Consider the following 14,637-nt stretch of genomic DNA (forward strand, 5'->3'; position numbering starts at 1 on the left):
CTCACGAGGCCGGCGGATCACCGGTCGAGCCGCACCCGATGTAGGTCGTTCAGCCGCGGAGCGGCGTATCGAGACCCGTGTCCTGCAGAGGTGCGGATCTCGATACGCCCTCTACGAGGGCTACTCGATCAGCATGGTGGGGGCCGCCCGCTGCGAAGGCCGCGATCAGCATGAGTGACCGGAAGCATGCTGGTCGAGTAGCCGCGGAGCGGTGTATCGAGCCCCACGTCGTGAAGCACGGCGGATCTCGATACGCCCTCTGCGAGGGCTACTCGATCAGCATGACTCGCCCCGCAGACATGCTGGTCGAGTAGCCCCGCAGGGGCGTATCGAGACCCGCCGTCACCAGCAGGGCAGGTCTGCAGACTCGGCTTCCGACGGTGGTGGATCTCGATACGCCCGCTGCGCGGGCTACTCGATCAGCATGAGGCGGGTGGCTCTTCCCATGCTGGTCGAGTAGCCGCGCAGCGGCGTATCGAGACCCGGCGTCAGCGCAGCGGCGCCGTCGACGAGCGCAGCACCAGGCGGGCGGTGACCGCGGTCCGCTCCTGGCGCTCGCCGGTGCGGATCCGCGTGGCCAGCATCTGGAGGGCCTTCTCGCCCAGCAGCTGGTGGTCGAGGTGCATCGTCGTCAGCGGCGGCGAGTAGTACGCGGAGTCGGGCATGTCGTCGACGCCGACGATCGAGTAGTCGCCGGGCGCCGTCCGGCCGCGCTCGGACATCGCGCGGAGGAAGCCGAGCGCGATCTGGTCGTTGGCGGCCGAGACCGCGGTGAAGGACTCCGGATCGACGGCCCGGCCCTGCGCGGCTCCCGACTCGGCGTCCCACTCCGCACAGCGCAGCACCTCGAGCGGGGCGACCCCCGCCTCCGTCAGCGCCGCCCGGTAGCCGCGCTCGCGGTCGACGGCCTCGTTGCGGTCGCCGGGGCCCGCGAGGTGCAGGATCCGCCGGTGCCCGAGCTCGAGCAGGTGGCGGGTGCCGAGATAGCCGGCGCCGTAGGAGTCGGCGTAGGTCGAGTCGCCCGCGGGGCCGCCGCGCTCGGAGCGCGTCACGACCGGCACCGAGGCGGCGATGTACTCGACCAGCTCGTCGAGCCCGCCGTAGGGCGTGCCGACGATGATCCCGTCGACCTGGAACGAGAGCAGCTTGTCGACCGCGTGCCGCATCTCCTCGCGGGCTCCGGGAGCGTCCGGCCCGACCTCGAGCAGGGCTGTGATCAGCGAGAGCCCCTCGGCGCGCGCGGCGCGGCTCACCCCGGTCAGCAGCTCGGAGTGGCCGTAGTTGAGCGGCCCCATCGCGAGGAAGCCGACCGTGTCGGTGCGCTGGACCCGGAGGTTCCGGGCGACGCGGTTGTGCCGGTAGCCGAGCTCGGCGATGGCCGCCTCGATCCGCACCCGCGTCGCCGGAGCGACGTACCCGCCGGTGAAGAAGCGGGAGACGGTCTGCGCCGAGACCTCCGCATGCCGCCCGACGTCGGCCATGCTCGGCCGCGCGCGGGGCGGGGACGTGCTCGACATCGAGGCTCCCTCCCTGGCGGCGACCCGCTCACTCTACTGAGCCGGTCCCGAGCCGATCGCCGTTACCCGATCGTGACCCATCAACCGGTTGCGCGCATTGTCGACCGAATGTGTTATCGATAACGTATCCCTCATCCACCGCCGCTGGAGCTCCAGTCCCGGCCCCGATCGGCGGATCCGACGTCGATGTCGCGCTGCTGCGATGTCGAGCAGCGAAAGGACGCGACGATGCGTGCTCTGACCCGTTCCCATGCTCTGACCCGATCGGTCGCCCTCGCCACGGGCGCTCTCCTCCTCGCAGGCCTGGCCGGCTGCTCAGCGAGCGGCGGCGACTCCGGCGGCAAGACCGAGATCACCTGGTTCAAGCTCACCGAGTCGGCGGACTCCGCGAACGCGACGATCAACGAGATCGTCAGCGACTTCGAGGAGGCGAACCCCGACATCACCGTCAAGGTCGAGCAGCGGGCGGTGGACGCGCACAAGGACGCGCTGCGCACCACGCTCGGCACGAGCGGCGCCCCCGACCTCTTCTTCTCCTGGGCCGGCCCCGGTCTCGGCGGCGAGTTCATCGACGCCGGCGCGAGCCTGGACCTGAAGGAGTACTACGACGAGTACGGCTGGGCCGACCGCTTCTCCGACACCACGATGTCCACCGTCACCCAGTACGGCGGCTACGACGGCGTGCCCTACACCCAGCGCACCGAGGCGGTCTTCTACAACAAGGACCTCTTCGAGCAGGCCGGCATCGACGCCGCGCCCACCTCCTACGACGAGCTCGTCGAGGACGCCGGGAAGCTCAAGGACGCGGGCATCACCCCGTTCGAGTTCGGCGGCACCGTCAACTGGCACGTGATGCGCCTGCTCGACAGCCTGCTCGAGACCGAGTGCGGCGCCGACGGCTACCAGGCCCTCGTGACCGGCGAGGCGAGCTGGGCCGACGAGTCCTGCGTCACCGACACCTTCACCGAGTTCGCCACCTGGACGTCGGACTACGTCAACGACGGCTTCATCTCGATCAACAACGACGAGTCGAGCTCGCTCTTCTTCGCCGGCAAGGCGGCCATGGCGATCGAGGGCGACTGGTTCAACCAGCAGATCCGCGACGCCGGCATGTCCGAGGACTCGGTCGGCATCTTCGCCTTCCCCACGGGCACCGACCGCATCTACGGCTTCAACGAGAACAACTACATCTCCGCGAACTCCGAGCACCCCGACGAGGCCGCGAAGTTCCTCGACTACCTGACCTCGCCCGAGTCGCAGGCGAAGTTCATCGCCACCTTCGGCAGCCGCTCGGTCAACGTCGACGTCACCCCCGAGGACCAGAGCGCCTTCGACGCCCTCTGGAACCCGATCACCGAGGCGGCGACCGGCGTCTACATGAACAACGACCAGAACCTCTCGCAGTCGCAGACCACCGAGTACTGGCGCATCCAGAACCTGGTCGCGACCGGCGACCTCGACCCGGCCGACGCCGGCGCCGAGTTCCAGAAGTTCATCGACCAGCAGTGACGCCCGGGGCGGAGGGGGCCGCGCGTCCCCTCCGCCCGAGCGCCGCCGTGCCCGAGCACCCCGCGTCCGAGACGTCCGAGAGGTCCGCCATGACGACATCCACCCCCGCCCGCCCGCGGCAGTCCGCGCCGGAGCAGCCGCGGAGGAAGCATCCGCGCCGCCGGGCCCTCGCCCGCTTCGGCGGCACCGGCTTCCTCGCCGCCCTGCCGTTCCTCGCGCCGGCGCTGGCCGCCTACCTCGTCTTCGTCGTCGGCCCCTCACTCGAGTCGGTGCGGCTCAGCTTCTTCGAGTGGTCCGGCTTCCAGGGCGCCCCGCAGATCTTCGTCGGACTGCAGAACTACGTCCGCATCTTCACCCAGGACCCGGTGTTCTGGACCGCGTTCTCGAACACCCTGATCTGGGTGGTGCTCTCGCTGTTCATCCCGGTCGGCCTCGGGCTGGTGATGGCGCTGGCGCTCAACCGCCCGCTGTTCGGGCGCAACGCCTTCCGCTCGCTCTTCTACATCCCGGGCGTGCTCGCCCCGATCGCCATCGCGAACATGTGGCGCTGGATGTATAACCCCAATTACGGCGTGGGTGTGAACCTCGCCCAGCTGTTCGACCTGCCGTGGCTGGCCGAGGTGCAGTGGCTGGGCGACAAGAACCTCGCGCTCTACTCGATCTTCGCGGCCTTCGTCTGGCAGATCGCGGGCACGAACATGGTGCTCTTCCTCGCGGGTCTGCAGAGCGTCTCGCCCGATCATGTCGAGGCGGCCCGGCTCGACGGCGCGAACGCCTGGCAGGTGTTCCGCAACGTGACGATCCCGGCGCTGCGGCCGACCACGGTCATCGTCGTCGTCCTCACGATCATCAACTCGATCAAGGTGTTCGACCTGATCGTCGGCATGACCGGCGGCGGCCCGGCGCAGCAGACGCAGGTGCTCGCGCTCTGGTCGTTCCAGCAGTCCTTCAACAACCACGAGTACGGCCAGGGCAACGCGATCGCCACGGTCCTGCTCGTGATCACCCTCGTCATCGTCGTCCCCTACATGGTGTGGACGGCTCGTCAGGAGAAGAACTCATGAGCGTCACGAGCATCCCGACCAGCGCGCCCGGCCTGGTCGCGCCGCCCAAGCGCACCCGCCGCCCGGTCGGCGGCCGCGACTGGATCCGGATCGGCCTCTGGATCGCGCTGGTCTTCGCCGTCCTGATCTGGGCCGTCCCGCTGATCTTCATGGTCTTCACCTCGCTGAAGAGCGAGGCCGACATCTTCAGCACGCCGGCCTTCGTGCCGCCGTGGTCGCCCGACTTCGGCAACTACGTCGAGGCGCTCGACCGCGGCAATCTGCTCACGGCGGGTGGCAACAGCCTGATCATCGCCCTGTTCAAGGTGCCGATCGGCCTGTTCATCTCGGCGGCCGCCGCCTTCGCGCTGGCCCGGATGCGGTTCCGCCGGCAGCGACTGCTGATGGGCGTGATCGCGCTCGGCGCGATGGTGCCGATCCAGGTCGCGATCGCGCCGCTCTTCCAGGTGATCAACGGGCTGGGGCTGCTGAGCAGCAATTTCGGGATCATCCTGCCGTACATCGCGTTCGGCCTGCCGTACCAGACCTTCATCCTCTACGGATTCTTCCGCCAGATCCCCGAGGAGATCGACGAGAGCGCGCGGATCGACGGCGCCGGCAACTGGCGGCTGTTCCTGACGATCATCCTGCCGCTGGCCCGCCCGGCCCTCGCCGCGCTGTTCATCCTCGACTTCGTCTCCACCTGGAACGAGTACTCCATCGCGCTCGCCCTGCTGCAGAGCCAGGACTCCTGGACGATCCCGCTCGCGCTGCAGGGCTTCCAGTCGCAGTTCACCAGCTCGTACGGGCCGCTGAACGCCTTCACCATCATGTCCGTGTTCCCCGTGCTGATCGTCTACCTGATGTTCCAGCGCTACTTCGTCGAGGGCGCCTTCGCCGGCGCCGTGAAGGGCTGACCGTGCCGCACACCACCGACACCGCCGAGCGGTTCTCGCGCGAGACGCGCCTGTTCGAGGTCCTCCGCGACCCGCGCGGGCACGCGATCGTCGAGCGCCGCCTCCCCGGGCTGGTGCACTCCTCGATCCTGCACACGCTGCACGGGTATCCGATCGGGCTCGTCGTCGACACCGAGGAGTCGCTCGACGCGGCCGAGCGCGAGGCGCTGCTGGCCGAGGTCGCCGCGATCCCGACGGAGGAGCCGGCGCCGGTCCGCGAGCAGGAGCGGTACGTCGAGCCCTCCGGCGACTACGAGACCGCGGACGTCCCGCTGGCGTCGGCCGTCGTGTCCGCGCCGGCCACCGCCTCCGTCTTCGGGCGTTTCGAGATCGAGCTGCGCGGGCCCGCGCACGGCAACCCGTTCGTCGACGTCGCGCTCTCGGCGATCGTGGACGGGCCCGACGGGTCGGTGCGCGTGCCCGGCTTCTACGACGGCGACGGCGTGTACCGCCTGCGCTGGATGCCCGAGGCGCCCGGCGAGTACGCCTGGACCACCTCGAGCAGCGCCCGCTCGCTCGACGGCGTCACCGGCTCCGTCTCGGTGACCGCGGCCGTGGCGGGGCGGCACGGCCCGGTGCGGGTGGCCGACACCTTCCACTTCGCGCACGCCGACGGCACCCGGCACCGCCCGCTGGGCACCACCTCCTACGCCTGGACGCACCAGGGCGACGCGCTGGAGGAGCGGACGCTCGCCTCCCTCGCCACCTCGCCCTTCACCAAGATGCGGATGTGCGTCTTCCCGAAGTCGTACCTCTTCAACGAGAACGAGCCGGAGCTCTACCCGTTCGAGGGCTCGCCCGAGGCGGGCTTCGACTGGCAGCGCTTCGATCCGGAGTTCTGGGCGCACCTGGAGCGGCGGATCGAGCAGCTCGGCGAGCTCGGCATCGAGGCGGACCTCATCCTCTTCCACGCCTACGACCGCTGGGGCTTCTCGACGATGGACGCCGTCGCCGACGACCGCTACGTGCGCTACGCCGTGGCGCGGCTCGCCTCGTTCGCGAACGTCTGGTGGTCGCTCGCGAACGAGTACGACCTGCTGTTCGAGAAGACCGAGGAGGACTGGGAGCGCTTCGCCGGGATCGTGGGGGAGGACGACCCGTCGCGGCACCTGCTCTCGATCCACAACTGCCGCGAGTTCTACGACCACTCCCGCCCGTGGATCACGCACGCCAGCATCCAGCGGCAGGACGTCTACAAGACGGCCGAGATGACGACCGAGTGGCGGCGCTGGGGCAAGCCGGTCGTGATCGACGAGTGCGCCTACGAGGGCGACATCGACCAGGGCTGGGGCAACATCACCGGCGAGGAGCTGGTGCGGCGCTTCTGGGAGGGCGCGCTGCGCGGTGGCTACGTCGGCCACGGCGAGACCTACGTGCACCCGGACGACGTGCTCTGGTGGTCGAAGGGCGGCGAGCTGCGCGGGACGAGCCCGGCGCGGATCGCGTTCCTGGAGTCGGTGCTGGCCGAAGGGCCCGCTCGCGGCCTCGAGCCGATCCCGCTCGACTGGGACGTGCCGCGCGCCGGCGTCGAGGGCGAGTACTACCTCTACTACTTCGGCTTCGACCGGCCGACCTACCGCCGCTTCCTGCTCGAGCCCGACGTCTCGTACACGGTCGATGTCCTCGACACCTGGGCGATGACGATCGAGCGCCTGCCCGGCACCTACTCGGGCCGCTTCCGCATCGACCTGCCGGGCCGCGAGCACATCGCGGTCCGCCTGCAGCGCGCGCCTGCATGCTGATCGAGTAGCCCGCGGAGCGGGCGCCTCATGCTGATCGAGTAGCCCCCGAAGCGGGCGTATCGAGATCCACCCTCCTGACGACGGTGGGTCTCGAGACGCCCCTGCGGGGCTACTCGACCAGCATGGGTGCGGCTGTCCTCATCGTGAGTCCCCCTGTTTATCGAGGACTCGAATCAATTCGACTAGGCTCGACGGCATGACCGAGAACACAGGCACGACCGAGATCCCGGGGGAGCTGCGCGTCGGCGTCGTCGGCCTCGGCTTCGCCGGCACCACTCACCTCGACGCCTTCCAGGCCCTCCCCGGCGCGCGCGTCGTCGCGCTCGCCGGCCAGGAGGAGGAGCGCCTGCGCGAGCTCGGCGCCACCCGCGGCGTCCCCGACCTCTACGCCGACTGGGAGGAGCTCGTCGCCCGCGACGACCTCGACGTCGTCTCGATCGGCGTGCCCAACCACCTGCACCACCCGATCGCGGTCGCCGCGCTCGCCTCCGGCAAGCATGTCTTCTGCGAGAAGCCGCTGGCCACCACCGCCGAGCTCGCCGCCGAGATGGTCGACGCCGCCCGAGCGAACGACCGCGTCCTCGAGATCGCCTACAACCACCGCCGCCGCGCCGACGTCGCCTACCTGCGCACCTACCTCGACGACGCCCCGCTCGGCGAGATCTACCACGCCCGCGCGAGCTGGCAGCGGCGCACCGGCATCCCGGGCATCGGCTCCTGGTTCACCAGCAAGGAGCTGGCCGGCGGCGGACCGCTGATCGACCTGGGCTCGCACGTCCTCGACATCGCGCTGCACCTGCTCGGCGAGCCGCGGGTGACCAGCGTCTCCGCCGTCGCCTACGGCGAGATCGGCCGCTCCGGCCGCGGCGGGCGCCCGCACGGCGTCGCCGCCACCGGCACGCACGCCTTCGAGGTCGAGGACTTCTCCAGCGCGCTGCTGCGCCTCGACAACGGACGCAGCCTGCAGCTCGACGCCTCCTGGGCCAGCTACTCCAAGGTGCACGAGGACATCGAGGTCGAGCTGCTCGGCTCGGCCGGCGGCGCCCGCCTGCACGTCGCCGACTACGCGACGGAGGGGACGCTCACGTTCTACTCCGAGGTCGCCGGTGCGCCCACGGTCTCCCGCCCCGACGTGCCGGTGCCCGCCGGTCACCACCGCTCGGTGATCGCGGAGTTCCTCGCCGCGATCGCCTCGGGTGCCGACGCGCCCGCCGGCGGACCCCGCTACGCCGGCCACTACGGCGACTACGCGCTGCACCGCAGCCGGGTGGTCGACGCGATCTACCGCTCCGCCGCCGAGAAGAAGGAGGTGGCGGTCGCATGAGCGCTCCCCTCGAGGTCCTGGTCTGGAACGAGTTCCGCCACGAGACGCGCGGCGACGAGACCGTCATGCGGCACTACCCCGACGGCATCCACCGGGTGATCGCCGACGGGCTGACGGAGTCGCTCGGCGACGCCGTCTCGGTGCGCACGGCGACCCTGCCCGAGCCCGAGCACGGGCTGACCGAGGAGGCGCTCGCGAAGACCGACGTGCTGCTCTGGTGGGCGCACATCGCGCACCCGGAGGTGTCGGACGAGGTCGTGCAGCGGGTGCTGCGGCACGTGCAGGAGGGCATGGGCATCCTGATCCTGCACTCCGGCCACTACTCGAAGATCTTCCAGGCGCTGATGGGCACGACCTGCTCGCTGAAGTGGCGGAACGACCACGACCGCGAGCTGGTCTGGACGATCGCGCCGACCCATCCGATCGCCGTGGGCGTGCCGAGCCCGATCGTCATCCCCGAGCAGGAGATGTACGGCGAGTACTTCGACATCCCGGTGCCCGAGGAGACGGTGTTCCTCTCGACGTTCTCGGGCGGCGAGGTCTTCCGCTCCGGAGTGACCTACACCAGGGGCCTCGGCAAGGTGTTCTACTTCTCGCCCGGCGACCAGGACTACCCCGTCTACCACCACCCCGACATCAAGCGGGTGCTGGCCAACGCCGTGCAGTGGGCGCGCCCCAAGCGCGAGCGCACGCCCCTGACGGCCGACCACCACCCCCGCGGCTGGTTCGAGTCCTGACCCCTCCCGCGAGATGCCAGTTGTGCACGCCTTTCGCGGCGTGTCGCGCGCACAAGTGGCATCTCGCGAAGGTGCGGTTACTCGGTCGGCGAGGCAGTCCGGCGGGCGTGCCAGGCGCGCAGGGCCGCGACGCCGAGGGCGGCGACGACCAGCGCCGTCGCGGGCGTGCGGAGCGAGACGGCCGGGAGCATCAGCGCGCTGGTGAAGACGGCCTGCGCGTAGTCGAGCATCTCGAGCGGATGGCGGGCCAGCACCCGCGAGCCGGCGGCGGCCGAGACGGCGGTGACCAGCACCGGCCCGACCCAGAGCACGGCGAGGCTCACGATCCAGGCGACCACCCGGCCGACGGAGAGCACCCCGCACCAGGCGAGGGCGAGGCCGGCCAGGATCCCCGGCAGCCACTGCACCGCGTTCAGCAGCGCGACTCCGGCGGCCGAGCCGTCGCGGCTGAGCGGCGCCACCACTCCGGTCAGCCACCCGCCGGCGGCCACCGCGGCGAACGAGATCGCGACGGCCGCCCCCGCCCGCGGCGCCCGGGCGATCACGAGCAGGAGGAGCGCGCCGACCGCGATCGCGGCGACGGTGCCGCCGACGATCGCCGCGAGGTAGAGGTCCGAGTCGCGGTCCTCCCGCAGCCCGGCGGACACGGTCAGCGCCGACTGCACCAGCGCGACGACCTGCACGCCGACCGCTCCGAGCGCGGCGCCGAGCGGGCCGATGCCGCGGCGCCGGCCGACGCGGGCCGCGAGCCCCGCGAGGGCCGACCCGACCACGATCACCGAGACGATCAGCGTCAGGAAGTACTGGCTGAACGGCAGCAGCGCGAGCGGCATCTCCTCGGGCAGCACGTCGGTCGCCCAGAGGTTCTGCAGCGGCAGCCGCAGCCCGGTGAGCAGCCACGGCAGCAGTCCGAGCACGCCGGCCGCGACGCCGGCCCCGAGACTCGGGAGCAGGCGCGGGCGAGGGTGGACGGGCGCTGCGGAGGAGGTCACCCGACCATCCTCGCGCGAGTGCTGTCCCGCGGGGGCCCGGTCGTGCGACTGTGAGGAGTCCCCGCTCCACCCCGCACCCGCGCCCCACACGAGAGGAGGGCCGCCGTGGCCCTCGACCAGACCGTCCGCTCCTCCGCGGCCGAGCTCGACCGCCTCGACCCGCTCGCCGGCTACCGCTCCCGCTTCGTCGGCGCGGACGACCCGGCGCTGCCCGCCTACGTCGACGGCAACTCGCTCGGCCGCCCGCTGAAGGTCCTGACCGAGCGCTACGCCGCGTTCGTCGAGCAGGAGTGGGGGACCCGCCTCATCCGCGGCTGGGACGACAGCTGGTTCCAGCTCCCGCTGGCGCTCGGCGACCGCCTCGGCCGCTCCGTGCTGGGCGCCGCTCCCGGCCAGGTCGTCGTCGGCGACTCGACCACCGTCTCGCTCTACAAGCTGATCCGCACCGCCCTGACCGCCCGGCCCGGCCGCTCCGAGATCGTCATCGACCGCGGCAACTTCCCGACCGACCGCTTCGTGGTCGAGGGGATCGCCGCCGAGACCGGCGCGAGCATCCGCTGGATCGAGACCGAGTCGGGCTCCGGGGTGACCCCGGACGACGTCCGCGCGGTCGTCGGCGCCGACACGGCCGTCGTCGTGCTGAGCCAGGTCGCCTACCGCTCCGGCTACGCCGCCGACGTCCCGGCGATCACCGACATCGTGCACGAGCACGGCGCGCTGGTGCTCTGGGACGTCTGCCACTCCGTCGGCGTGCTGCCGATCGAGCTCGACGCCTGGGGTGTGGACCTGGCGACGGGCTGCACCTACAAGTACCTCAACGGCGGCCCGGGCGCCCCCGCCTTCCTCTACGTGCGCCGCGAGCTGATCGCCAGCGCTCGGCAGCCGATCCAGGGCTGGATGGGCGTCAAGGACTCGTTCCGGATGGGCGAGGACTACGACCCCGCCGACGGGATCCGCCGCTTCCTCAGCGGGACGCCGCCGATCGTCGGGATGCTCGCGATGCAGGCGATGCTCGACCTGATCGAGGAGGCGGGCCTGCCCGCGATTCACACCAAGTCGATCGCGCTGACCGCCTTCGCCGTCGAGCTGTTCGACGAGCACCTCGCCCCGCTCGGCGTCGAGCTGTCGACCACCCGCGAGCCCGCGCGCCGCGGCGGCCACATCACCGTCGACCACCCGGAGTTCGCCGCGATGGTCCCCGTGCTCTGGGAGCGCGGGATCATCCCGGACTTCCGCACGCCCAGCGGTATCCGGCTCGGCCTCTCGCCGCTCTCCACGTCCTTCGCGGAGGTCGAGACCGTGATCCTGGCGGTGCGCGACCTGCTCCTCGAGGGGGCGCGCGAGTCCCGAGAGGTCCACGGCGGCGCGTGAGCGGGGTCCTCGACCTCGCGGCGCGCGAGGCCGACCAGGTGCTCCGCTACGGCGAGGCGCCGGAGCAGATCGCCGAGCACTACCGCGGCTCCGGTCGGGGACTCGTGCTGTTCGTGCACGGCGGCTTCTGGCGCGCGCGCTGGGACCGGAGCCACGCGCGTCCGCTGGCCGCCGCGCTCGCCGACGCGGGCTGGTCGGTGCTGCTGCTCGAGTACCGGCGCGTCGGCGACGCGGGCGGCGGATGGCCGGGAACCTTCGACGACGTCCCCGCGGCCGTCGCGGCGCTCCCGCCTCTGGTCCCCGTCGTGGAGCGGCCGCGCACGGTCCTGATCGGCCACTCGGCCGGCGGGCATCTTGCGCTGTGGTCGCAGGCCGCGCATCCGTCGCCGCACGTCGACGCCGTTGTGTCGCTCGCCGGAGTCGCCGACCTGCGCGCCGCCGCCGACGAGCGGCTGGGGAACGGCGCTGTGGCGGAGCTGCTCGGCCCGGACGGCCCGCTCGACGACCTCGACCCGGCGCGGCTCCCCGCGCCGCCGATGCCGACCGTGCTCCTGCACGGCGCCCTCGACGACGAGGTCCCCGTCGAGTACAGCCGCCGCTACTGCGTCGCGCACCCGTCCGCGCACCTCGTCGAGCTCCCGGACGCCGACCACTACGCCCCGATCGACCCGCGCACCCCGGCGTTCGCGACCCTCCTGGCCGTCCTCGATGGTCTGTGCGCGTCGCCTCAGAGGTGATCGTCCGCTGCGCGCGGGAAGACGACCGTGCGTCGTGCGCCGTCTCGACAGTCCCCCTTTCCTTGTCGTCGTAAGGGGGGCTGTAATATCCTGGTGCCGAAGCCGCAGAAGTATCGAGATGTCGTATCGTTCCTTCGCTCGCGCGGGTGGGTGCTCCTGCGGCGGGGCAAGGGCAGCCACGAGATCTGGGGTCTGCCCGACGAGTCGGTGAAGGAGACGATCCCACGGCATGCCGAGGTATCGGCGGGCGTGATTCGTCAGCTCGGCAAGAAGCTTCCCGATGTCCCGAGGGAATGGCGCTAGGAGGGTGACCGTGACGAAGTACGACCTTGCAGCGACCGCTGAGCGGGACGGCCGCTGGTGGCTGGTGACGATCCCCGAGCTCGACACCGTGGGTCAGGCCCGAACGGTGGGCGAGGTCGACGCCGTTGCTCGAGAAGTGGCCGCGCTCTTCCTGAACGTCCCTGAGGAGGCCGTGAGTGTCACGGTCACCGTGCACGTGACTCCCGCCGCGGAGGCGGCCTGGCGCGAAGCGGAGGAGGCCGAGCGCGAGTCGCGGGAGGCGCAGGAGCGCTCGGCCGCCGCTCGACGCCGGGCCGTCGCGATCGCTCGCGCGGACCGCTACACGCTCGATGCGGCCGCCGCTGCCTTCGGTGTGTCCCGGACCCGGGTGCAGCAGCTCGAGCGCGGGACGACGCCCGTCGCCTCCTGAGCTGATCTGAGAGGACGTCGCTTCACGTCGTCATGGCGGTCGAGTAGCCCCGAGGGGGCTTATCGAGACCCACCGTCCGCAGCGGGGCGGTCTGCCGATTCGTCCTGCTGGCGGTGGTGGATCTCGATACGCCCGCTCCGCGGGCTACTCGATCAGCATGGAGGCGGTGAGCGACCCGCGAGGCGGCGGGTTCCGCCGCTACAGGGCCGGCGGGTAGAGGGAGACGGGGACCTGCGCAGTGGGGAAGGTGCGGGTGACGTAGCTGGACGAGAAGTGACTCTGACCGGATACGACCTTGCAGCGAGGCCGAGCGGGACGGGCGCTGGTGGCTCGTCACGTCAACGGCGAAGGCTCCTGGGTGAAGGTACCCAACGGCTACTGGTGGGTGATCGTGAAGAGTGGAAGCTGCCCCAGGTGACGCTGGTGCGCGATCCGAGCACATCGATCTCGTCGTTCTGCGATACAGCGGATCAGCTTCCGCCTTCTCCAAGAGGAAGCAGTCCGCCGGCGACTCTCCTTCGGTCGATGGAGAGGAAGATCCGGACGATCACTCCTGAGACGACGATGACCGCACCAGCGGTCATGCCCGTGCCGGCCGCTCCGTCCGCGGAATTCCAATCCCGCCAGAAGAAGCCCGGATCGAAGAGCGGATTCGCGATCGCGATCAGTACGAGGCCGATGAATGTCCCGACTCGTCCGGTGCGGAAGAGCATGGTGAGGATGATCGAGGCGAACGACAGGATCCAGACGGCTACTGACAAGGGCTCTTCCGGGCGCTCGTTCAGTGCTTCTCGACAGGCCAGGTCGTTCGAGACGAAACACGGGCTCCAGGCGTGATATCCCCAGAGGATGTCGAGCAAGCCCAACGCCATCAATACCCAGGGCGCCGACCGTTGCATCATCTCTCCCCGAGTAGTGTGATCACTCCGCTTCTCACGCTGGAGCAACGGGATGACGTCATTGCGGTCCAGCGCGGTGCCGGTGTCCGTCGAGCAGGCGCGTCCGGACCGATGTCGTCTCGGGCTCGTGGAGTCGTCGCGACCCCACGACCGCGAAGAAGATCACGGAGACGAGCGGACTTCGGTTCGACGCCCTTCCCTCGTGACGCGCAGGGGACATGCGGTGTCACCGAGACCGTGCTGATCGCTACAGGGCGGGCGGGTAGAGGAAGAGGGGGACCTGCGCCGTGGGGAAGGTGCGGGTGACGTAGCTGTGGCGGCCGCCGTAGTTGTACTCCTCGAGGAGGACGGTGCCGTCGTCGTTGACCTGCTGCACGTAGGAGACGTGGTTGTAGGTCCACCAGGCGACGCAGCCGACGATCGGGACGGAGCTCGTGGCCCAGCCCTTCGCGGCCCAGTTGTCCGGCCACTCCCAGGCGCTGCCGCCCATCGGGGTGATGTTGCCCCAGGTGTACTTCCACGGCGCGGCGGTGGCGCCGGCGTCGCGGTTGAGGCGCCAGGCCACGAAGTCGACGCACTCGCGGTAGAAGTAGCCGAGCGGGGAGAGCCCGCCGCCGTTGTCGTCGATGGTCTCGTAGGGCCACGGGTAGTCGTCGCCGACGGCGCGGGTCTGCACGGTGCTGAAGCCGCCGCCGTTCGCGTTCTGCAGCACGGCCGCCTGGCGGCTGGCCTCGTCGAGCTGCGCCTGCGTCGGCGCGGCGAACGCGTCGCGGACGGCGGTCTGCCCGGCCGCCTCCGACGAGACGGTGAGGTTCTGCAGGCCGGCGCGGTTCGCGGCGGTGCCCGCCGCGGTGGCCGCGGTGCTGCGGGCGCCGTACGCGGGGAGCGCGGCGGTGGCGAAGAGGCCGCCGACGATCGAGAACGTGGCGAAGCCGAGGGTGCGCCGGCTGAGCCCGCCGGAGCGAGCGGGCTGCGGGGCGGCGGGAGTGCGTGGGGCGACCGGAGTGCGCGGGGCGACCGTGGCACGAGGAGTCGCGACGGGCACGGAAGCGACGGCCGCGGCAGCGACAGGCACAGCGGCACCGGCCGCCCGTGAAG

The 14,637-nt window shown here is 71.0% G+C and carries 14 protein-coding genes; 10 read left to right on the plus strand and 4 right to left on the minus strand.

The window, feature by feature from the left end; genetic code table 11:
* Nucleotides 1–488 precede the first annotated feature (488 nt).
* Entirely contained in the window at nt 489–1,517 is a 1,029-nt protein-coding gene (locus C1I64_RS18225) for a LacI family DNA-binding transcriptional regulator (protein WP_127888195.1), read from the minus strand.
* 228 nt (nt 1,518–1,745) lie between these two features.
* On the opposite strand from C1I64_RS18225, the gene C1I64_RS18230 reads away from it, so the two are divergent.
* From C1I64_RS18230 to C1I64_RS18255, 6 genes are all read left to right on the plus strand, one after another.
* The gene (locus C1I64_RS18230; RefSeq protein ID WP_127888196.1) at nt 1,746–3,026 is read left to right on the plus strand and encodes an ABC transporter substrate-binding protein; all 1,281 of its coding nucleotides are present in this window, start codon (nt 1,746–1,748) and stop codon (nt 3,024–3,026) included.
* A gap of 89 nt (nt 3,027–3,115) precedes the next feature.
* Nucleotides 3,116–4,090 carry a carbohydrate ABC transporter permease gene (locus C1I64_RS18235; protein ID WP_127888197.1) on the plus strand — a complete coding sequence of 325 codons (975 nt, stop codon included), beginning with the start codon at nt 3,116–3,118 and terminating at the stop codon, nt 4,088–4,090.
* Nucleotides 4,087–4,986 carry a carbohydrate ABC transporter permease gene (locus C1I64_RS18240; RefSeq protein WP_127888198.1) on the plus strand — a complete coding sequence of 300 codons (900 nt, stop codon included), beginning with the start codon at nt 4,087–4,089 and terminating at the stop codon, nt 4,984–4,986. The genes C1I64_RS18235 and C1I64_RS18240 overlap by 4 nt, the downstream gene beginning before the upstream one ends.
* Before the next feature lie 2 nt (nt 4,987–4,988).
* Entirely contained in the window at nt 4,989–6,767 is a 1,779-nt protein-coding gene (locus C1I64_RS18245) for a DUF5605 domain-containing protein (protein WP_244209526.1), read from the plus strand.
* 196 nt (nt 6,768–6,963) lie between these two features.
* The gene (locus C1I64_RS18250; protein WP_123444596.1) at nt 6,964–8,091 is read left to right on the plus strand and encodes a Gfo/Idh/MocA family protein; all 1,128 of its coding nucleotides are present in this window, start codon (nt 6,964–6,966) and stop codon (nt 8,089–8,091) included.
* Entirely contained in the window at nt 8,088–8,828 is a 741-nt protein-coding gene (locus C1I64_RS18255) for a ThuA domain-containing protein (RefSeq protein ID WP_127888199.1), read from the plus strand. Before C1I64_RS18250 ends, C1I64_RS18255 begins: the two co-directional genes overlap by 4 nt.
* 77 nt (nt 8,829–8,905) lie before the next feature.
* On the opposite strand, the gene C1I64_RS18260 is transcribed toward C1I64_RS18255, so the two are convergent.
* A complete protein-coding gene (locus tag C1I64_RS18260; RefSeq protein WP_127888200.1) occupies nt 8,906–9,820 on the minus strand; it encodes a hypothetical protein in 915 nt (304 codons plus the stop codon).
* A 105-nt stretch (nt 9,821–9,925) separates the two neighbouring features.
* Here C1I64_RS18260 and C1I64_RS18265 point away from each other — a divergent pair, with 105 nt between their 5' ends.
* From C1I64_RS18265 to C1I64_RS18280, 4 genes are all read left to right on the plus strand, one after another.
* Nucleotides 9,926–11,191, plus strand: a complete 1,266-nt coding sequence (locus C1I64_RS18265; protein ID WP_127888201.1) for a kynureninase — start codon at nt 9,926–9,928, stop codon at nt 11,189–11,191.
* The gene (locus C1I64_RS18270; RefSeq protein WP_127888202.1) at nt 11,188–11,928 is read left to right on the plus strand and encodes an alpha/beta hydrolase family protein; all 741 of its coding nucleotides are present in this window, start codon (nt 11,188–11,190) and stop codon (nt 11,926–11,928) included. The genes C1I64_RS18265 and C1I64_RS18270 overlap by 4 nt, the downstream gene beginning before the upstream one ends.
* 93 nt (nt 11,929–12,021) lie before the next feature.
* On the plus strand, nt 12,022–12,231 hold the full coding sequence (locus C1I64_RS18275) for a type II toxin-antitoxin system HicA family toxin (RefSeq protein WP_123444601.1): 210 nt from the start codon (nt 12,022–12,024) through the stop codon (nt 12,229–12,231).
* 10 nt (nt 12,232–12,241) lie between these two features.
* On the plus strand, nt 12,242–12,640 hold the full coding sequence (locus C1I64_RS18280) for an antitoxin HicB (RefSeq protein ID WP_123444602.1): 399 nt from the start codon (nt 12,242–12,244) through the stop codon (nt 12,638–12,640).
* A 470-nt stretch (nt 12,641–13,110) separates the two neighbouring features.
* Here C1I64_RS18280 and C1I64_RS18285 read toward each other — a convergent pair whose 3' ends face one another.
* Nucleotides 13,111–13,500 carry a hypothetical protein gene (locus C1I64_RS18285; RefSeq protein ID WP_127888203.1) on the minus strand — a complete coding sequence of 130 codons (390 nt, stop codon included), beginning with the start codon at nt 13,498–13,500 and terminating at the stop codon, nt 13,111–13,113.
* A 286-nt stretch (nt 13,501–13,786) separates the two neighbouring features.
* The gene (locus C1I64_RS18290; RefSeq protein WP_127888204.1) at nt 13,787–14,614 is read right to left on the minus strand and encodes a CHAP domain-containing protein; all 828 of its coding nucleotides are present in this window, start codon (nt 14,612–14,614) and stop codon (nt 13,787–13,789) included.
* Between the last annotated feature and the right edge of the window lie 23 nt (nt 14,615–14,637).

Origin of the sequence: Rathayibacter festucae DSM 15932 (genome assembly GCF_004011135.1) — a bacterium.
In the GTDB taxonomy this organism is placed as follows: Bacteria; Actinomycetota; Actinomycetes; order Actinomycetales; family Microbacteriaceae; genus Rathayibacter; species Rathayibacter festucae.

Coding starts and splice junctions, on each gene's coding strand:
- C1I64_RS18255 (WP_127888199.1), top strand. CDS start 8,088: ATGAGCGCTCCCCTCGAGGTCCTGGTCTGGAACGAGTTCCGCCACGAG.
- C1I64_RS18230 (WP_127888196.1), top strand. CDS start 1,746: ATGCGTGCTCTGACCCGTTCCCATGCTCTGACCCGATCGGTCGCCCTC.
- C1I64_RS18225 (WP_127888195.1), bottom strand. CDS start 1,517: ATGTCGAGCACGTCCCCGCCCCGCGCGCGGCCGAGCATGGCCGACGTC.
- C1I64_RS18240 (WP_127888198.1), top strand. CDS start 4,087: ATGAGCGTCACGAGCATCCCGACCAGCGCGCCCGGCCTGGTCGCGCCG.
- C1I64_RS18250 (WP_123444596.1), top strand. CDS start 6,964: ATGACCGAGAACACAGGCACGACCGAGATCCCGGGGGAGCTGCGCGTC.
- C1I64_RS18235 (WP_127888197.1), top strand. CDS start 3,116: ATGACGACATCCACCCCCGCCCGCCCGCGGCAGTCCGCGCCGGAGCAG.